15 protein-coding genes and 2 pseudogenes are annotated in these 17,970 nt (G+C 74.3%); 9 read left to right on the forward strand and 8 right to left on the reverse strand.

The features are described from left to right. Position 1: 1 nt before the first annotated feature. The 6 genes and pseudogenes from V6U89_RS26675 to V6U89_RS26695 form a co-directional block, all read right to left on the reverse strand. The gene (locus V6U89_RS26675) at positions 2–1,492 is read right to left on the reverse strand and encodes a phosphatase PAP2 family protein (RefSeq protein WP_334574783.1); all 1,491 of its coding nucleotides are present in this window, start codon (positions 1,490–1,492) and stop codon (positions 2–4) included. Positions 1,493–1,571: 79 nt separating this feature from the next. Then, positions 1,572–2,573 (reverse strand): YihY/virulence factor BrkB family protein, encoded by a 1,002-nt coding sequence (locus tag V6U89_RS26680; RefSeq protein WP_334574785.1) that lies wholly within the window; start codon positions 2,571–2,573, stop codon positions 1,572–1,574. Continuing rightward, positions 2,566–3,573: a diacylglycerol/lipid kinase family protein gene (locus tag V6U89_RS26685; RefSeq protein WP_334574787.1), complete on the reverse strand. Its 1,008-nt coding sequence runs from the start codon at positions 3,571–3,573 to the stop codon at positions 2,566–2,568. Before V6U89_RS26685 ends, V6U89_RS26680 begins: the two co-directional genes overlap by 8 nt. A gap of 240 nt (positions 3,574–3,813) precedes the next feature. Further along, positions 3,814–3,990 (reverse strand): annotated as a pseudogene (locus tag V6U89_RS30290) (Clp protease N-terminal domain-containing protein); the annotation flags it as partial. 189 nt (positions 3,991–4,179) lie between these two features. Next, positions 4,180–4,365 (reverse strand): annotated as a pseudogene (locus tag V6U89_RS30295) (Clp protease N-terminal domain-containing protein); the annotation flags it as partial. Beyond that, positions 4,365–4,601: a helix-turn-helix domain-containing protein gene (locus V6U89_RS26695; RefSeq protein ID WP_088963234.1), complete on the reverse strand. Its 237-nt coding sequence runs from the start codon at positions 4,599–4,601 to the stop codon at positions 4,365–4,367. The gene V6U89_RS26695 and the pseudogene V6U89_RS30295, both read right to left, overlap by 1 nt. 138 nt (positions 4,602–4,739) lie before the next feature. Between V6U89_RS26695 and V6U89_RS26700 the strand changes: the two genes are divergently transcribed. The 8 genes from V6U89_RS26700 to V6U89_RS26735 all read left to right on the forward strand — a co-directional run bounded on the left by V6U89_RS26700 (position 4,740) and on the right by V6U89_RS26735 (position 14,274). Then, positions 4,740–5,546: a PP2C family protein-serine/threonine phosphatase gene (locus tag V6U89_RS26700; protein WP_334574790.1), complete on the forward strand. Its 807-nt coding sequence runs from the start codon at positions 4,740–4,742 to the stop codon at positions 5,544–5,546. 31 nt (positions 5,547–5,577) lie between these two features. After that, the gene (locus V6U89_RS26705; protein ID WP_334574792.1) at positions 5,578–6,141 is read left to right on the forward strand and encodes a TetR/AcrR family transcriptional regulator; all 564 of its coding nucleotides are present in this window, start codon (positions 5,578–5,580) and stop codon (positions 6,139–6,141) included. Then, a complete protein-coding gene (locus V6U89_RS26710; RefSeq protein ID WP_334574794.1) occupies positions 6,138–6,965 on the forward strand; it encodes an oxidoreductase in 828 nt (275 codons plus the stop codon). Before V6U89_RS26705 ends, V6U89_RS26710 begins: the two co-directional genes overlap by 4 nt. 164 nt (positions 6,966–7,129) lie before the next feature. Beyond that, complete coding sequence (locus V6U89_RS26715; RefSeq protein ID WP_334574796.1) at positions 7,130–7,960, forward strand: universal stress protein; 831 nt, start codon at positions 7,130–7,132, stop codon at positions 7,958–7,960. A 125-nt stretch (positions 7,961–8,085) separates the two neighbouring features. Beyond that, entirely contained in the window at positions 8,086–10,488 is a 2,403-nt protein-coding gene (locus tag V6U89_RS26720) for a phosphoketolase family protein (RefSeq protein ID WP_334574798.1), read from the forward strand. 31 nt (positions 10,489–10,519) lie between these two features. Next, positions 10,520–11,380: a universal stress protein gene (locus V6U89_RS26725; RefSeq protein WP_334574799.1), complete on the forward strand. Its 861-nt coding sequence runs from the start codon at positions 10,520–10,522 to the stop codon at positions 11,378–11,380. A 113-nt stretch (positions 11,381–11,493) separates the two neighbouring features. Further along, positions 11,494–12,501 carry an Acg family FMN-binding oxidoreductase gene (locus V6U89_RS26730; protein ID WP_334574801.1) on the forward strand — a complete coding sequence of 336 codons (1,008 nt, stop codon included), beginning with the start codon at positions 11,494–11,496 and terminating at the stop codon, positions 12,499–12,501. Between the two features lie 99 nt (positions 12,502–12,600). Beyond that, positions 12,601–14,274, forward strand: coding sequence for a GAF domain-containing sensor histidine kinase (locus tag V6U89_RS26735; RefSeq protein ID WP_334574818.1), 1,674 nt, complete (start codon positions 12,601–12,603; stop codon positions 14,272–14,274). A 60-nt stretch (positions 14,275–14,334) separates the two neighbouring features. On the opposite strand, the gene V6U89_RS26740 is transcribed toward V6U89_RS26735, so the two are convergent. Continuing rightward, positions 14,335–14,973: a response regulator gene (locus V6U89_RS26740; protein ID WP_154942955.1), complete on the reverse strand. Its 639-nt coding sequence runs from the start codon at positions 14,971–14,973 to the stop codon at positions 14,335–14,337. A gap of 185 nt (positions 14,974–15,158) precedes the next feature. On the opposite strand from V6U89_RS26740, the gene V6U89_RS26745 reads away from it, so the two are divergent. Next, positions 15,159–16,133: an Acg family FMN-binding oxidoreductase gene (locus V6U89_RS26745; RefSeq protein ID WP_334574805.1), complete on the forward strand. Its 975-nt coding sequence runs from the start codon at positions 15,159–15,161 to the stop codon at positions 16,131–16,133. Between the two features lie 11 nt (positions 16,134–16,144). Here the strand turns inward: V6U89_RS26745 and V6U89_RS26750 are convergent, their stop codons facing one another. Then, a complete protein-coding gene (locus V6U89_RS26750) occupies positions 16,145–17,143 on the reverse strand; it encodes an NAD-dependent epimerase/dehydratase family protein (RefSeq protein ID WP_334574807.1) in 999 nt (332 codons plus the stop codon). Positions 17,144–17,970: the final 827 nt, after the last annotated feature.

The raw sequence follows: 17,970 nt of genomic DNA on the forward strand, positions 1-17,970 counted from the left end.
GTCACTGCGGCCGGGCCGCCTTGGCCAGCTCGTCGTCGAGCTCGCGGACCTGCTCCGACTCGATGGCCGGCCGGTTGCCCTCGTAGACGTCGGCGTTGGGGCGGACCACCCAGTAGAGCAGCCCGATCCAGAGCGCGCTGAGCAGGATCGCGCCCATGAAGTCCGTCGGGTGGTGCATGCCCCGGTACATCCGGGAGACGGCCACCCCGATCGGCATGATCACGGCCAGCGCCACGAACAGCCAGCGCCACCAGCGGTCGGTACGCGGCAGGACGATCAGCGTGATGGCCACCCAGACGCAGATCGTCGCCGCGATGTGGCCGGAGGGGAATGAGGAGGTCGGCATCGGGCCGTCGAGGTTCCCCACCGGCGGGCGCGGCCGGGCCACGGCCGCGGCGGAGGCGAGGAAGAGGCTCAACTCGCCGAACATGGTCAGCGCCACGAAGAGCACCGGCCGCCAGCGCCGCCACACCGCCAGCACGAGCGGGCAGAAGACCAGCGAGATGAGCAGGATGGCGTGGGTGTCGCCGGCCTTGCTCCACCAGTGGCTGACCTCGTCCCGGCCCGGGGTGCGGTGCTCGGCGAACCACCTCGGCACCTCCGTGTCCAGGGTGGCGAAGAAGGTCCCGCCGGCGTGGTAGCTGACGAACATCCCGAAGCCGTAGAGCGCGCCGAGCACCAGCACCCAGCCGACCAGCAGCTCGAAGACGGCGGCCCGAGGGTGCGGCAGCACGTGCGCCTCGTCGGGTGCGGGGGCGACCTCGTGCGCGGCCTCCGGCTCCAGCCCCTCGGTCAGCGCCGGCACCCGGCGGCCCCGCTCCAGCCGCCACAGCCGGAAGGCGTACGCGGTGACGCCGAGCCAGGCGACACCGAGCAGCCAGGCCCCGAGCACGTCGGAGACGAAGTGCACGCCGAGCGCGATCCGGGTCAGACCGATGAGGAAGACGAGCAGGGCGACCAGGGCGATCGCCGGCTTGCGCCAGCGGGGCGACAGGGCCGGCAGGAACACCAGCAGCAGCGCCCCGTACGCGACGAAGGAGCCCAACGCGTGGCCGCTGGGAAAGCTGTCCCCGGCGTAGGTGCCGATCGGCACCTCCACCTCGGGACGCAGCCGGTCGACCAGGGTCTTGAGCGCCGGGTCGAGGATCAGCGCGCCGAGCCCGGTCACGATCAGGAACACCGCGAGCCGGCCCTGTCGGCGGATCAGCAGCCCGATCACGGCGACCGAGACCAGCCAGATGATCACCGCCCGGCCACCGAGGTCGGTGAGGGCGTTGAGCACGGTCACCAGCGGGCCGTGCGGCGCGACCAGATCGTTGAGCCAGGCCGCCACCCCGTGGTCGACGTCGTAGAGCGGGGTCCAGTGGACTCGAACCAGCACCAGCAGCAGCCCGAACCCGACGCCGGTCCCGAGCACGAGTGCCAGGCCGGCGAGCGTCCGCTCGGTGAAATGACCCAGGGGTCGTCGTAACACGTCGATGACCGCGCTCACGGCAGCCTCCCTCTCGCTCCTGGCGAGGCGCTGTACCCGATCCGCGCTCCGCGTACACCGGGGCAGCCGGAACGGGGGTCTACAGCGAGGTCATGTCACCGGTGTCGTACAGCTCCTCACGCTCGGCCTCCGGCTCCCACAGGTCCGGCTGGGCCGGCTCCTGCACCCCGATCCGCATCGCCTCCAACTGGGCGGCGAAGGCCAGCCCGCCGAAGAGCGCCATGCCGGTGAGGTTGGCCCAGAGCAGCAGGGCCATCATGCCGGTCAGCGCGCCGTAGGTCTGGCCGAACCCGTCGCTGAACGTGACGTACCCGGCGAGCAGCAGGCTGGCCAGCCACCAGAGCGCGGTGGCGATGCCGGCGCCGAAGAAGAGCCAGGACAGGCCGGGCTGGTTGCGGCGGGGCGAGTGCCGGAAGAGCACCGCCACGGCGAGCACGGTCAGCCCGAGGCTCAGCGGCCAGCGGATCACGTCCCAGACGCCGTGGGCGAACGCGCCCCACTCGTAGTGCCGCTGCACGGAGTCGCCGATCGCCCCGCCGCCGACCAGGATCAGGAAGCCGGCCAGTGCCGGCACGCCGGCGGTCACCGCGAGGACGGCGGCCCGGGCGTACTTGGCCAGGGCCGGGCGGTCCCGCTCCACGCCGTAGATCCGGTTGGCGCCGCGTTCGATCTGGGCCATCGTGGTGGTCAGCGCGACCAGGCCGGTGAACAGGCCGAGGGTCAGCGCCAGCTCGCCGGCCCGCTCGGTGCGCTCGCCGTCGCCGAGCAGCTCGCGGACCACCGACTCGCTCTGCCCGGGGGTGAGGGCCAGCACGGTGTCGGCGACCACCTGGCCGCCCTCCTCCACGCCGAGTTCACTGATCAGACCGGTCAGCGCGATCATGAACGGCACCACGGCGAGGCAGAGCTGGAGGGCGAACGCCCGGGAGTGGCTGAAGCCGTCGCCGTAGCGGAACCGGATGAAGGCGTCGCGCAGCAGGCACCAGCCGCCCTGCCGGCGCAGGGTGCGCCAGGCGTCGTCGGCGGAGAGGTCGTCCTCCGCCATCAGCCGGGTCTCGGGGACGAGCTTGGTGCTACTCACGGCGCGCCTCCTCGATCAGCCGCTCGCCCCGCTCCGCCGCCGCCTCGGCGTCCTTCGACAGGTCGGGGTGGCGCTCGGGGCGCGGCACGCAGAGCCAGAGCGACTGCGGCTTGATCTCGGCCGTCAGGGACCGGCCCGGCTCGATCAGGTCGCCGTCGAGTTCCCGGGGCTGGGCCCGGTTGCTCGTGATCTGCACCCGGCGGGCCCGGAAGACCTCCATCCGGGGCACACTGCCGCGCCGGCGCACCAGCGCCCAGCCCATGGCCAGCCAGTGGCCCAGCGTACGGGGGGTGAGCACGGCCACGTCGAGCCAGCCGTCGTCGGGCTCGGCGTCGGTGAGCAGGCGCACCCCGCCCTGGAGCCGGCCGACGTTGGCGACCAGCACGGAGCGGGCCCGGCGGCGCAGCGGCGGCCGGTCGTCGATGCGGATCGAGACCCGCATCGGCCGGTCCCGCAGGTGCTTCGCGGCACCCATCACGTACGCGGGCCAGCCGATGCGCGCCTTGGTCGTCTCGGAGGTGTCCCGGAGCATCTGGGCGTCGAAGCCCATCCCGGCCATCACGGCGAAGTACCGGTTGTCGACCGCGCCGACGTCCAGCCGGCGCATCCCGCGCTCCACGGCGACCTGCAGGCCGGCGGCCAGGTCGTTGGAGAGCCCGAGGTTGGCGGCGAGCAGGTTGCCGGTGCCCTGGGGCAGCACGGCCAGCGCGGCGTCGGTGCCGACCAGCCCGCTGACGCAGGCCATCACGGTGCCGTCGCCGCCGCAGGCGAAGACCACCTGGGCGCCGTCGGCGACGGCCGCCTCGGTCTGGCCCCGGCCCGGGTCCTCGACCGTGGTCTCGTACCAGGTCGGCTCGGGCCAGCCCGCGGCGGCGAGGGCGTCGTCCACCGTGCGGCGGAACTGGTCCAGATCGGTCACCTTCGAGGGGTTGACCACCACCGCCGAGCGCGGCGGGGCGTCGTCGGCGGTCACCGGGCGCGTCTGCTCTCCACCATCCACGGCGCAAGTCTGCAGCAAGCGGGGCCGGTCAGCGAGCCGACGCGGGGCGACGTTGCACTGGCCGCAATCAGGTTTGAAACGCCACACCACCGGTCGGCCCGCGCACCGCGGGCCGCGCCCTCGGCATTCCCGGTCACCCGCCGGGCGCGGGTGGCCGCCCGCTTCGCCGGGACGATCCACCCTCCGGCCGACCGAGAGCCCGGAGGCACCGCGTCAGGCCGCCGTCCGCAGCGCCGTCTCGACCCGCCGGCGCAGGTCGTCGAGGTTCAGCCCGGCCTCGGTGAGCACCAGGGCGGCGAGGCCGCCGCCCTCGCGCAGCAGCCCGAGCAGGATGTGCTCGGTGCCGATGTGGTGGTGGCGCAGCCGGAGCGCCTCGCGCAGGGAGAGCTCCAGCACCTTCCTGGCCCGGGGGGAGAACCGCCCGTCGTCGTAGCGCCGGAAGCCCCAGCGGCGGCGCGGCGCGGGCACGGCCTCGCGCAGCGCGTCGGGGCCGAAGGACTCCTCGATCCGGGCGACGATGGCGGTGAGGTCGATGCCGATCTCGCGCAGCGCGGCGGCGTCCGCCTCGCCGAGACCACTGGCGCCGGGCGCGGTGTGCCGGGCGATGGCGGCGCGCAGGTCCGCCGGGCGCACCCCCGCCTCGGTGAGCACCCGGCTGGCCAGCGCGTCGCCGTCGGCGAGGACGCCGAGCAGCAGGTGCTCGGTGCCGACCGGCCGCTGCCGCTCGGCCCGCGCCTCGTCGACCGCCCGGTGGACGACCGCACGGGCCCGGTCGGTGAACCGTTCGAACATCACGCCTCCCAGGTTCCTCGGACCGCCGGTCGCCCGGCGTGCTTCTTGTGGACCGCCTGCCGGCTGACCTCGAGCGCGTCGGCGATGTCCTGCCAGGACCAGCCCTGTCGACGGGCGTTGTCCACCTGGACGACCTCCAGCCGTTCGAGGAGCCGGCGCAGGGCGAGCACCGCCCGGAGCCCGACCTTGGGGTCGGTGCTGCCGGCGGCCGCCGCGAGTTCCGTTGCCTGACTCATGTCGTCAACTTACGTTGACGCCGCCACTCTGTCAACCCTCGTTGACAACACGGGGTCTCCGACCCCACGGACGGACCGGCCGCCCGACACGAGCGTTGACGCCCCGACCAGCGGCTTCAGCGGTGCTACCGTCCGCTGATGTTCCGCCGCGCTCCGTCCGACCGACCCGAGCCGCTGACCTGCCGTCTCGCCGCCGGGCGGGTCGCCCTGGAGGTCGCCGGCGGCAGCGTGGTCGGCCACCGCTATCCGGCCAACTTCGACGTGCTGCACGTCGACCCGGCGCTGCCCTTCGTCGCCGTCGTCGACGGCATGGGCTCCGGCGAGGGCGCCCGGGTGGCCGGCACCACGACCTTGACCACCCTGGTCGAGGCGGTCCGCGGTGACTGGCCCGCCGTCGGGCCCCGCGAGCTGCGCGCGGCGGTCGCCGACGCCCGCTCCCTGGTCCGCGCCGCCGGCGCACGGCTGACCGAGCTGACCGGCTGTACGCTCACCGCCCTGCTGGTCGAGCCGGACGGCGAGCAGGCGTGGGTGGTCCAGCTCGGCGACTCGCGGGCGTACCGGCTGCGCGACGGCGTGCTGGAGCTGATGACGGTCGACCACACGGCCGCCTGGCTGGGGCTGCTGCACGGCTGGTACCGGGCCGGCTCCGCGGAGGCAGCCCGGGCTCGCTACCAGCTGCTGCGCTACGTCGGCCACCCCGACAACCCGGACGCGGACCTGCTCGCCGTGCCGCTGCGGGTCGGCGACACCTGGCTGCTCTGCACCGACGGGGTCAGCGACCAGGTCGACTACCACCGGATCCGGGAGGTCCTCGCGGGCGGTGACCCGAAGCGGGCGGTGCGCAGCCTGCTGACCAGCAGCCTGGCCGAGGGCGGGGAGGACAACGCCACCGCCGTGGTGCTCCGGGTCCGGCCGCGCGCCGACGGTGACGGCGAACACCCTTGACGGTCTGACATTCTGTGCAAACATTGTCAGCATGTCGAACGACCGGTTGGCGGCGATCCTCGCCGCCGCGTACGAGTGCTTCACCCGGCACGGCGTGCGGCGCACGACGATGGACGACATCGCGGCCACCGCCGGGATGTCCCGCCCCGCCGTCTACCAGTACGTCCGCAACAAGGACGACGCCTACCGACGACTCGCCGAACGGCTCTTCGCCGACTCCCTCACCCGGGCCCGCCAGGCGGCCGCCGCGCCCGACGCCGACCTGCGGCAGCGGCTGCACGACGTGCTCGCCGCCAAGCTCGAACTCACCCTCCGGCTGCACCGGGAGAGCCGGCACGCCGCCGAACTCCTCGACACCAGCACCCGGCTGACCGGCGACCTCGTTGAGGCGTACACCCGGGAGCTGACCGACGTGGTCGCCGGGGCGCTCGCCGAGGCCGCCGGGCCGCGCGCCCGCGCGGTCGCCGACGTGCTGGTCGCGCTCACCCGCGGCCTGGAGGCCGACCTCACCGACCCCGACCTGCCCCGGCGACGGCTGCGCGAGGGTGTCGCGCTCCTCGTCGCCGGCCTCACCCACCCGGGAGCCCCCGCATGACCACCTCCGTCCTGATCACCGGCACCTCCTCCGGCATCGGCCGCGCCACCGTCCGCCAACTCGCCCGCCGCCCGGAGTTCACCGTCTACGCCACCGCCCGCAACGTCGAGGCGATCGCCGACCTCGCCGACAGCGGCGCCCGGCTGCTCCCCCTCGACGTCACCGACGAGGAGTCCATGCGGGCCGCCGTGGCCGCCGTCGAGGCCGCGCACGGCCAGGTCGACGTGCTGGTCAACAACGCCGGCTACGGCGAGTACGGGCCGATCGAACAGGCCCCGCTGGACCGGGTCCGGGCCCAGTTCGAGACCAACGTCTTCGGGCTCAGCCGGCTCACCCAGCTCGTGCTGCCCGGCATGCGCCGGGCCGGCCGGGGCCGGATCGTCAACGTCAGCTCGATGGGCGGCCGGCTGGTCTTCCCCGGCGGCGGCTACTACCACGCCAGCAAGTACGCGGTGGAGGCGATCTCCGACGCGCTGCGCCAGGAGGTGCGGCCGTTCGGCATCGACGTGGTGGTCGTCGAGCCCGGTCTGATCCGGACCGGGTTCGGCGCGGTGGCCGCGAAGTCGCTCGGCGCGGGTGCCGCCGCGGCCGGGCCGTACCGGACGATGGTCGCCTCGGTCGACGCGGCGATGGCGAAGTCCTACGCCAACCCGATGCTGGCCGCGACGCCCGAGACGGTGGCCCGGGTGATCGAGCGGGCGGTCACCGCCCGCCGCCCCCGCACCCGCTACCTGGTCACCGCCGCCGCCTGGGCGATGGTGCACACCCGCCGGCTGCTCGGCGCGCGGGTCTTCGACACGGTCGCCCGGCTCCAGTTCCGCTGAGCCGCCGGCGGCCCGGCCGGCGCGCCGTCGCCCGGTGCGCCGACCGGCACGCCGGACGCCCGGCGTCCGGGTGTGCCGATCCCGGCCCGCCCGGGCGGCGGCGCGACTAGCGTCGGTGGGGTCGGCGTGGCCGTACCGTGCGGGGCGCCCGGGAGGTGAGCCGGATGACCGGATCCGCCGGCGCGCCGGTGGTCGCCGGCATCAGCGTGTTGCCGCAGGCCATGGAGGTCGTCCGGGAGGCGACCCGGGCGGCCGCCGCGCACCGCCGGGACCTCGTCCTGCTGCACGCCTTCAACTGGCAGGCGGCGTTCGAGGCGCCCTCGGTCGCCGAGCCCCGCGCCGAGGCCGAAGAGATGATCGCCCAGGCCGCCGCGGCCGCCGCCGAGATCGAGGCGGCGGTGTCGGTCAGCGGCGAGATCGTCGAGGGCCCCCCACTGGACGCGCTGATCCGCCGCTCCGAGACGGCGTTCCTGGTGGCCGTCGGCGACGGCGGCATGACCACGTGCGGGGACTGCGTACCCGCCGACGCGCCGGCGGTGCAGCTCGCCGCCCGCGCCGGCTGCCCGGTGCTGGTGGTCCGCCGCGAGCCGCCCGTCGCCGGGCCGGTGCTGGTCGGGGTGGACGGGTCGGCGAGCTCGCGGACGGCGCTCGACTTCGCCTTCGACTGCACCGCCCGCCGGGAGGCCCGGCTGCTCGCGGTGCGGGTCGTCGAGCCGGGACGGGCCGACGACGGCGACGATGTGCTCATCGAGGCGGTGGCCGAGGTCGGACGGCGGTACCCGGGCGTCGCGGCGGAGTGCCACACCGTCCGCGGCGACCCGGGCAGCGTCCTGGTCGAGCAGTCGCGGTCGGCCCAACTGGCGCTGGTCGGCGCCCGGGGCGACGAGCCGTGGCGCGGCATGCTGGGCGCGGTGAGCCAGACCCTGCTCTACCACGCGCCGTCGCCGGTCATCGTGGTCCGCGGTCTGACCGCCACGCCACCGGACGGGCCGTGACGCCCCCGGTCCCGGGACCAACGGCCCTGATCCACTCGCACCCGGCCGGGTCAAGCTGGACAGGCCCCGGGTGATATCCGCCTTCGGGCTGCAGAAGTCCCCGACGCGCGAGAGGCTATTGCAGCATGGACACCGCTCTCGACCTGCACAGCCCACTGACCGAAGACGAGCTGCGCCGGCTGGACGCCTACTGGCGGGCGGCTAACTATCTCACCGTCGGGCAGATCTACCTGCTCGACAACCCTCTGCTCCGCGAGCCGTTGCGGCCCGAGCACGTCAAGCCGCGGCTGCTCGGCCACTGGGGCACCAGCCCGGGTCTCAACCTGCTCTACGCCCACCTCAACCGGGTCATCGTCAACCGTGACCTGTCGGCCATCTTCATCACCGGCCCCGGCCACGGCGGCCCGGCCCTGGTGGCGAACACCTGGCTGGAGGGGACCTACAGCGAGCTCTACCACTCGGTGAGCCAGGACGAGCGGGGCATGGCCCGGCTGTTCCGCCAGTTCTCCTTCCCCGGCGGCATCCCGAGCCACGTGGCACCGGAGGTGCCGGGTTCGATCCACGAGGGCGGTGAGCTGGGGTACGCGCTGAGCCACGCGTACGGTGCCGCCTTCGACAACCCGGACCTGCTGGTCGCCTGCGTCATCGGCGACGGCGAGGCGGAGACCGGGCCGCTGGCCGGCAGCTGGCAGTCCAACGTCTTCCTGAACCCGGCCCGCGACGGGGCGGTGCTGCCCATCCTGCACCTCAACGGCTACAAGATCGCCAACCCGACGGTGCTGGACCGGATCCCCACCGACGACCTGCTGGAGCTGATGCACGGCTACGGCCACCAGCCGTACGTCGTCGCCGGCGACGACCCGGCCACCGTGCACCAGGCCCTCGCCGCCACGCTGGACCGGGCGGTCGACGAGATCGCCGAGATCCAGCGGCGGGCCCGCTCCGGCGGCGCCGTCGAGCGTCCCCGCTGGCCGATGATCATCCTCCGGACGCCGAAGGGCTGGACCGGCCCCCGCGAGGTCGACGGCAAGCGGGTCGAGGGGACCTATCGAGCCCACCAGGTACCCGTCTCCGAGGTGCGCACGAACCCGGAGCACCTCGCCGAGCTGGAGCGCTGGCTGCGCAGCTACCGGCCGGAGGAGCTCTTCGACGCCACCGGCGGTCCGGTCGCCGAACTGGCCGCCCTGCCGCCCCGGGGCGACCGGCGGATGAGCGCCAACCCGGTGACCAACGGCGGCCGGGTGCTGCGCGAGCTGGAGCTGCCGGACTTCCGGGACTACGCGGTCGACGTCAAGCAACCGGGTACGCCGATGGTCGGGGCGACCGGCGCGCTGGGCCCGTGGGTGCGCGACGTGATCGCCGCCAACCCGCAGACCTTCCGCCTCTTCGGCCCCGACGAGGTCGCCTCCAACCGGCTCGGCGCCGCCTTCGAGGTCACCGACCGGACGTTCGTCGCCGACACCTCCGATGGCGACGACCACCTCTCCCCCGACGGCCGGGTGATGGAGGTGCTCTCCGAGCACCTATGCCAGGGCTGGTTGGAGGGCTACCTGCTCACCGGCCGACACGGCATCTTCACCAGCTACGAAGCGTTCATCCACATCGTCGACTCGATGGTCAACCAGCACGCCAAGTGGCTCAAGGTCACCCGGGCCATCCCCTGGCGGGAGCCGCTGGCGTCGCTGAACTACCTGCTCTCCAGCCACGTGTGGCGGCAGGACCACAACGGCTTCTCACACCAGGATCCGGGCTTCATCGACCACGTGATGAACAAGAAGGCCGAGGTGGTGCGGGTCTACCTGCCGCCGGACGGCAACACGCTGCTCTCCACCATGGACCACTGCCTGCGCAGCCGGCACTACATCAACGTGGTGGTCGCCGGGAAGCAGCCGGCGCCGAACTGGCTGGCCATGGAGGAGGCGATCCAGCACTGCCGGCGCGGCCTGGGCATCTGGGACTGGGCCAGCACCGACGACGGCAGCGAGCCGGACGTGGTGCTGGCCTGCGCCGGCGACGTGCCCACCCTGGAGACCCTCGCCGCGGCGGACCTGCTGCGCCAGCACCTGCCCGCACTGAAGGTGCGGGTGGTCAACGTGGTCGACCTGATGCGGCTCCAACCGCCGTCGGAGCACCCGCACGGCCTGCCCGACAGCGAGTTCGACACCATCTTCACCCGCGACAAGCAGATCATCTTCGCGTACCACGGCTATCCGTGGCTGATCCACCGGCTCACCTACCGCCGGACCAACCACGACAACCTGCACGTACGCGGATACAAGGAGGAGGGCACCACCACCACGCCCTTCGACATGGTGATGCTCAACGACCTGGACCGCTTCCACCTCGTCATCGACGTGATCGACCGGGTGCCCGGGCTCGCCTCGCGCGCCGCCCACCTGCGCCAGGAGATGGTCGACGCCCGGCAGGCCTGCCGCGATTACACCCGCCGGTACGGCGAGGACGATCCCCGGGTCGCCGAGTGGCGCTGGATCCGCGAGACCGACCCCGCCCTGCGCGGCGGGCAGTGAACCGGCCGGCCGGCGGGGGAAGGTGAACGCGATGAGCGGCGACGAGATCCTGGTCGGCTACGACGGTTCCACCGACGCCACCCTGGCGCTGGACTGGGCGTTGGACGAGGCGCAGCGCAGCGGGCGGCCGGTCCGCCTGGCGTACGTCTTCGAGTGGCTGGCCGTGACCGGCTGGATCGGGCCCGGGGTGGCCCCGGGGATCTGGCCCGACGAGACCGCCCGACGGCAGGTCGAGGAACTGGTCCACAAGGCCGCGGCCGACGCCGTGGCCCAGCGCCCGGGCACCACCGTGCACGGCGAGGTGTTCGACGGGCCGCCCGCCCTGGTGCTGCAGGAGCGCTCCGCCGACGCCGGGCTGCTGGTGCTGGGCAGTCGCGGACACGGCGGCTTCACCGGCCTGCTCGCCGGCTCGACCGCCGTTGCGGTGACCGCCCACGCGCACTGCCCGGTGGTGGTGGTCCGCGCCGGGCAGGCCACCGGGGCCGGTCCGGTGGTGGTCGGCGTCGACGGCTCCGAGTCCGCCCGGGTGGCGCTCGGCTTCGCGGTCGAGAGCGCCGGGCAGCGCAGCGTGCCGCTGCGGGTGGTACGGGTCTTCGCGCCGCCGGCACGGCGGCCCTCGGACCAGGACGAGCAGGCCGCCGTCGCCGAGGAACGGGCCGCGGTCGAGGAGTCCCTCGCCCCGTGGCGGCACACCTTCCCCGACGTCGACGTCGACATCGAGGTGGCGCCCGGCAACCCGGCCGCCGCCCTGGTCGAGGCCAGCCGGGTCGCCCAGCTCGTGGTGGTGGGCAGCCGGGGCCTGGGCGGGCTGCGCGGGATGCTGCTCGGCTCGGTCAGCCAGCAACTGCTCCAGCACTCGTCCTGCCCGGTCGTGGTCGCCCGGGAACGGTGACCGCGCTGGGCCTGTGGGCTGCGCCGGATCCGGGCATGACGAAGGATGGAGCCGTGACCCCACCACCGCAACCCCAAGGTGGGGCACGATGGAGAAACGGAAAGGTCGTGACGATGAGCCACGAGACGCCGGGACAGGACCGCCCACTGACCACCGCCCTCGCGGAGGCCGCCGCGACCGCCGGCTACGCCCCCTCGGTGCACAACACGCAACCGTGGCGCTGGCTGGTGCTGCCCGACGCCCTGGAACTACGGATCGTCCGGGAGCGCCAGCTGACCGCCACTGACCCGGAGGGGCGGCTGCTGGCGATCAGCTGCGGCGCCGCGCTGCACCACGCCCGGCTCGCGCTGGCCGCCGAGGGTTGGACGGCCGTGGTGGAGCGGCTGCCCGACCCGACGCAGCCGGACCTGCTGGCCCGACTGACCGGGCTGGACTCCTCCGGCGCGGACGCCGACGCCATGCGCATGGTGCAGTGCATGCGGGTACGGCACACCGACCGTCGACCGGTCAGCGACGAACCGGTCCCGACCGCCGCGATCGGTGAGATCACCCGGGCGGTCGCCGCCGAGGGGGCCAACCTGCAGATCCTCGACTCCGACCAGGTGATGGAGCTGGCCGCCGCCGCCTCGCACGCCGGCGCGGTCGAGGCGGAGGACCCGCAGCTGCGCGAGGAGCTGGAGTACTGGACCAGCCGGGCCGGCGGCGGCGCCGGGCTCCCGCCGGAGGTGCTGCCCGAGCAGCAGCCGCAGACCACCGTCCCCGGCCGCGACTTCGGCCGCGCCGGCACCCTGCCGATCGGCCCCGGCCACGACAAGGCCGCCGTGTACGGCCTGATCAACGGCGACGAGGACGAGCCGGACAGCTGGCTGCGCGCCGGCGAGGCGCTCTCCGCGCTCTGGCTCACCGCCACCCGCCTCGGCGTGTCCGTGGTCCCGCTCTCCGGTGTGGTGGAGGTGCCCGGCACCCGGCAGACGCTGCGCCAACTGCTCAGCGGGCTCGGCTTCCCGTACCTCGTGGTGCGGCTGGGGATCGCCGACCCGGCGCACGCGGGGCCGCCGCACACCCCGCGGCTCCCCACCGAGCAGGTGGTCGACACCTCGGCGGTCCGCGACCAGCGCTGATGACGATCTCGTGCCGGCGGCCGCGCGGGCGATAGCATCGCCTGCGTGGCCGCCAGCACACCGACGCCCCGCAACGAGCCGCTCGCCCCCTCGCTGGGGCTGAGCCCGCTGTCCCGGGTACGCCTCGACGAGCTGCTCCAGGAGATGCTCGACCGGGTCGGCGAGGTGGTCACCAGCCGGGAGCGGCTGCGCGCCCTGCTGGACGCGGTGGTGGGCATCGGCTCCGACCTCGACCTGCGCAGCACCCTGCAACGGATCGTGCGGTCGGCCTGCGAGCTGGTCGGCGCCCGCTACGGCGCGCTCGGCGTGATCGGGCCGGACCGGCTGCTGCACGACTTCATCATCCACGGCATCGACGACGAACTGCACGCCAAGATCGGCGACCTGCCGCACGGGCGCGGCGTGCTCGGCCTGCTCATCGACGAACCGCGCCCGGTCCGGATGCCCGACATCACCCAGCACCCGAAGTCGTACGGCTTCCCGCCGCACCACCCGCCGATGCACAGCTTCCTCGGCGTGCCGGTCCGCATCCGCGACCAGGTCTTCGGCAACCTCTACCTGGCCGAGAAGCAGGGCGCGTCGGAGTTCACCGAGGACGACGAGGAGATCGTGGTCGCGCTCGCCGCCGCGGCCGGCGTGGCGATCGAGAACGCCCGCCTCTACGCGCTGGCCCACCGGCGGGAACGCTGGCTGGCCGCCACCGCCGAAATCACCTCGGTGCTGCTCGGCGAGGTCCGCCGCACCGACGCGCTGACCCTGGTCGCCCGGCGGGCCCGGGAGGTCGCCGAGGCGGAGCTGGCCCTGGTGCTGCTCTACGACGAGGACGCCGGGCAGTTCACCGTCGAGGTGGTCGACTCGGCCGACGGCGCCGACCGGCAACTGGTCGGCGCCGTGCTGCCGGCCGCCGAGACCAGCTTCGCCGGCCCGGTCACCGAGCACCGGCACGAGCTGGTGGACAACCTCGCCCAGGCCGCCCCCTGGCCGGCGCCGGTGGTCGCCGGCCCCGCCGTGGTGTCCCCGCTCGCCGCGGCGGACACCCTGCACGGCGTGCTGGTGATCGCGCACCGACCGGACTCCGCGCGGACCGTCGACGACGACGTGCGGCTGCTGGGCAGCTTCGCCGGCCAGGCCGCGCTCGCCATGGAGCGGGCCCGCGGCCAGGAGGAACGGGAGCTGCTGGTGGTCCTGGAGGACCGCGAACGGATCGCCCGCGATCTGCACGACGTGGTGATCCAACGGCTCTTCGCCACCGGCCTGCAACTACAGAGCGCCGCCCCGATGAACACCCGGCCCGAGGTCGCCAAGCGGATCAACGCGGCCGTCGACGACCTCGACGCCACCATCCGGGACATCCGGCGGACCATCTTCGAGCTGCGCACCCCGATGAGCGCCGCGCTGCGCACCGAGATCCGGGAGGCCATCGACCTGGCCACCGAGTCGCTCGGCTTCCGCCCCGCCGTGGAACTGGACGGGCCGATCGACAGCGCCGTGCCGGAATCGGTCCGCCCCGACCTCACCGCCGTGCTCCGCGAGGCGCTGTCCAACGCCGTCCGGCACGCCGAGGCCAGCCGCGTCGCGGTCGCCATCCGGGTCGACGCCGGGCGGGTCGCGCTCACCGTCACCGACGACGGCGTCGGCTGCGACCCCGCCGCCGCGCGCGGCGGGCTGGTCAACCTGCGCGAGCGCGCCGAGCGGCACGGCGGCGAGTTCCAGGTACGCCCGGCACAGCCGCACGGCACCGAGCTGTTCTGGTGCGTCCCGCTGCGGGACTGACCCGGGCGTCCCTGGCGCCACGGCGCCCAGCGCCAGGCGTTCCCGGCGCGGCGTGGGCGCTCAGTGGGTCTTGCCGAGCAGGCGGGTGGCGAGCACCGCCGCCTGGGTCCGCCGCTCCAGACCGAGCTTCGCCAGCACGCTGGAGACGTAGTTCTTCACGGTCTTCTCGGCCAGGAACATCTTGCCGGCGATCTCCCGGTTGGTCAGCCCCTCGGCCACGTACTCCAGGATGCGGCGCTCCTGCTCGGTGAGCGTCTTGAGCTCGCGGGGCTGCTCGACGCCGCTGCGGATGCGCTCCAGCACCCGGGTGGTGATCGCCGGGTCGAGCAGGGACTGGCCGGCGGCCACCCGGTGCACCGCGTCCACCAGGTCGGTGCCGCGGATCTGCTTGAGCACGTAGCCGGCCGCCCCCGCCATGATCGCGGCGAAGAGCGCCTCGTCGTCCTCGTACGAGGTGAGGATCAGACCCTTGATCGAGGAGTCCACGGCCCGGATGTCCCGGCACACGTCGATGCCGTTGCCGTCGGGCAGCCGGGCGTCGAGGATCGCCACGTCCGGCCGGAGCGCCGGGATGCGGCGGGCCGCCTCCTGCGCGGAGCCGGACTCGCCGACCACTTCGATGTCGCCGCTGCTCTGCAGCAGGTCGGCAAGGCCACGACGGACGACCTCGTGGTCGTCGAGGAGGAACACCCGGATCATCCCTCGTTTCTACCCGCCCCGCCCGCCCACCGCACGGGCCGAAGGTCCCCTACCTGCTGCGTCACGGCGGGAAGGGGGACCCGGGCGGACGGGACATCCGGCCCTGCCCGGCTTCCCGGCCGGTGACGCACGGTGGAGGTGAACCAGCGGGAGGCGGCCCGACCTGCCACGGAAGGAGCATCACCATGGACACCGGCTTCACGGTCGCGCAGTTGCGAGCGGCCGCCGCGGACGCCGTCCGGGCACCCTCCCTGCACAACACCCAGCCCTGGCGGTTCCGGCTCCGCGACGGCGGCATCGAACTGTCGGTCGACCCGACCCGCCGGCTGCCCGCCACCGACCCGAGCGGCTGGGGTGCCCGCATCTCCTGCGGAGCGGCCCTGTTCAACCTGCGGCTCGCCCTCGCCGTCGCCGGCACCCCGGCCACGGTGCGGCTGCGGCCGTACCCGACCGAACCGGACGTGCTGGCCCGGCTGGCCCCGGACGCGCCCCGGCCCGCCACCCCCGCCGACCGCAGCCTGCACGGGGCGATCCCGCACCGGTTCAGCAACCGCGCGCCGTTCTGGCCCGACCCGGTGCCGGCCGACACCCGGTGGCGCCTCGGCGAGGCGGCCCGCGCCGAGCAGTGCTGGCTGGAACTGGTCATCGGCACCAGCGCCGTCAACGCCCTCGCCGAGGTCGCCCGCAGCGCCCACCGGGTGCTGGAGCGCGACCCCGACTACCGGCGGGAGCGGACGGAGTGGATCCGTCGCGAGCCCGCGCCCGACGGGGTGCCCGCCGCCGCCGGCGGTCCGCAGGGCGAACCGCAGGACCTGCTGCCGATGCGCGGCTTCGGCGGCCGCAACCGGGCCCCCGGCCGCGACTTCGAGCCGGAGCCGCTGGTCGCCGTCCTCGGCTCCGCGGGCAACACCTCCGCCGACCAGATCCTGGCCGGGCAGGCCCTGCAACGGGTGCTGCTCACCGCGACCGACGCCGGGCTGAGCGTCTCCCTGCTGTCCCAGCCGATCGAGGTGCAGGGAGCGCGCGAGGCGCTGCGGTTGTCGCTGGGCCGGTTCGGCACACCCCAGATGGTGATGCGGATCGGCTACGGCCAGCCCGGGGCGGCCACCCCCCGGCGCAGCGTCGACGACGTGCTCGACCTGCCCGTGGTGTCGGCCTGAACCGTCGGGTGTCAGGCGGGGCTGCCGAGCAGGGCCGCCTCCCGCTCCGGGTCCAGCCCCACCGGCGCGCGCGCCGGCCGACCGGCCCGCGCCGGCACCGACCCGACCTGCCGCAGCCACCGCCAGGTGTCGGCAACCGTCTCGGCCACCGGCCGGCAGGTCAGCCCCGACGCGTACGCCTTCTCCACGCCCCGCTCCTGCAACCAGCGGAACTCGTGCCCGCGCGGCACCCAGACCGGCAGATCGTTCCAGGGCACCACCCCGGCCGCCAGGATCCGCTCCGGATCCGTCCAGCACAGCCGCGCGTTCGACCCGGTCGCCGCGACGACCGCCGCCAAGAGTTCCCCCATCGTCGCGTGCCCGCTGCGGCTGATCACGTTGTACGCCCCGCCGACGCGCTCCGCGCCCCGGTCCAGCATCCAGGCCGCCAGGTCCCGCACGTCCACGTACTGGATCGGCAGGTCCTCCGGACCCGGCGCCAGCACGTCCCCGCCCCGGGCGACCCGCTCCAACCACCAGGGCAGCCGACCGATGTCCTCCCCGGGACCGAGGATCAGCCCGGCCCGGACGAGCAGCGCCGCGTCCCCGAACACCTCCCGTACGGCCCGCTCCCCGCCCGCCTTGTTGTGCGCGTAGTCCCCCTCGCCCGCGTCCGGCTCCGCGTCCACCACGGGTGCCTCCTCCCCGGCACCAGCCGGCAGCGGGTGGGCGTAGACGGAACCGCTGGAGACGTAGACGTAGTGCGGCACCGACCCGACCAGCGCCCGGGCCGCGTCCCCCACCGCCCGCGGCGCGCCGTCCCAGGTGTCCACCACCAGGTCCCACTCGCCGCCCGCTAGCGCCGCCAGGCCGTCCGGCGCCGTCCGGTCACCCCGCAACCGGTGTACGCCCGGCGGCACCGCACCGTGCACCCCCCGGTTGAAGACGGTCACCGACCAGCCTCTGCGTACCGCCTCGGCCACCGTCGCGCCGCCGACGAAGCCTGTTCCACCCAGCACCAGCAGTCTCATGCGTCCCAGCCTGTCCGGTCCCGGCCCGCGACGGACCCCCCGTTCACCGCTAGCGGATCTGCCAACGGCAGAATCCGCCCCGCCGCCGCCGATCCGCCGGGCGATCGACTCCTTCCGACGGTCGCCGCCCGGCTCGGCGCGACGTGTGCCGGCGCGTGGGTCGCCGCGATCCGCCAAGGTCTGGCCGACAGCGGAGCTGCCGCCCCGCACCCGTGCACTTCGGCCCGGCGACCGGCCGCGCCCCGTTTGCGGCGTGTCGCGCGTTCCGGCGCCCGGGTCACCGGGACACGCCGCAAACCGCGAGGGCGACGAAGCCCTCCGGCCCGGGCGGATCGGCGTGCCCGGATGTCCTGCGGTGGATTGACCTTGGCGTGCCGAATGTCCGGTTGCCGGGTCCGCTGACCGTGCCCGGATGTCCGGGTCTGGCCAGCCGGTCCGGGTCGTCCCGTGACCGGCGGCACCCGGGCGGCGGAATGGTGGCCGGGCCGGGGTCGTTACATCACCTGGACGATCGCAGCAGCACCCGCTGGCCTGGCCCCATCGAGTGGCCGGCCCGGGATGCCGGGCCCCCGGAATGATGGTGGGCCGCCGGTCGTTACACATGGACCCGGCGCCGAGCCCCCCGCTCGTGAAGCCTGCCGGGCGAAGACTTTCCCCCTTGAATTCTTTGAGCGCCGTCGTGGTGCTTGCACCCGCTCGACCCCCATCGAGCCGGGTGCCGACCCCCGAATGGAGCCATCCTGATGAACACCACCATTCTGCGGAAGAGCGTGCTGGGTATCGCTGGTCTGGCCTTCGCCGGTGGCGTCTTCGCCGGCCCCGTCACC

The sequence above is a fragment of the Micromonospora sp. CPCC 206171 genome (genome assembly GCF_036906755.1).
GTDB lineage: Bacteria > Actinomycetota > Actinomycetes > Mycobacteriales > Micromonosporaceae > Micromonospora > Micromonospora purpureochromogenes.

Coding starts and splice junctions, on each gene's coding strand:
- V6U89_RS26745 (WP_334574805.1), top strand. CDS start 15,159: ATGGACACCGGCTTCACGGTCGCGCAGTTGCGAGCGGCCGCCGCGGAC.
- V6U89_RS26750 (WP_334574807.1), bottom strand. CDS start 17,143: ATGAGACTGCTGGTGCTGGGTGGAACAGGCTTCGTCGGCGGCGCGACG.
- V6U89_RS26740 (WP_154942955.1), bottom strand. CDS start 14,973: ATGATCCGGGTGTTCCTCCTCGACGACCACGAGGTCGTCCGTCGTGGC.
- V6U89_RS26705 (WP_334574792.1), top strand. CDS start 5,578: ATGTCGAACGACCGGTTGGCGGCGATCCTCGCCGCCGCGTACGAGTGC.
- V6U89_RS26700 (WP_334574790.1), top strand. CDS start 4,740: ATGTTCCGCCGCGCTCCGTCCGACCGACCCGAGCCGCTGACCTGCCGT.
- V6U89_RS26720 (WP_334574798.1), top strand. CDS start 8,086: ATGGACACCGCTCTCGACCTGCACAGCCCACTGACCGAAGACGAGCTG.
- V6U89_RS26725 (WP_334574799.1), top strand. CDS start 10,520: ATGAGCGGCGACGAGATCCTGGTCGGCTACGACGGTTCCACCGACGCC.
- V6U89_RS26715 (WP_334574796.1), top strand. CDS start 7,130: ATGACCGGATCCGCCGGCGCGCCGGTGGTCGCCGGCATCAGCGTGTTG.
- V6U89_RS26695 (WP_088963234.1), bottom strand. CDS start 4,601: ATGAGTCAGGCAACGGAACTCGCGGCGGCCGCCGGCAGCACCGACCCC.
- V6U89_RS26730 (WP_334574801.1), top strand. CDS start 11,494: ATGAGCCACGAGACGCCGGGACAGGACCGCCCACTGACCACCGCCCTC.
- V6U89_RS26710 (WP_334574794.1), top strand. CDS start 6,138: ATGACCACCTCCGTCCTGATCACCGGCACCTCCTCCGGCATCGGCCGC.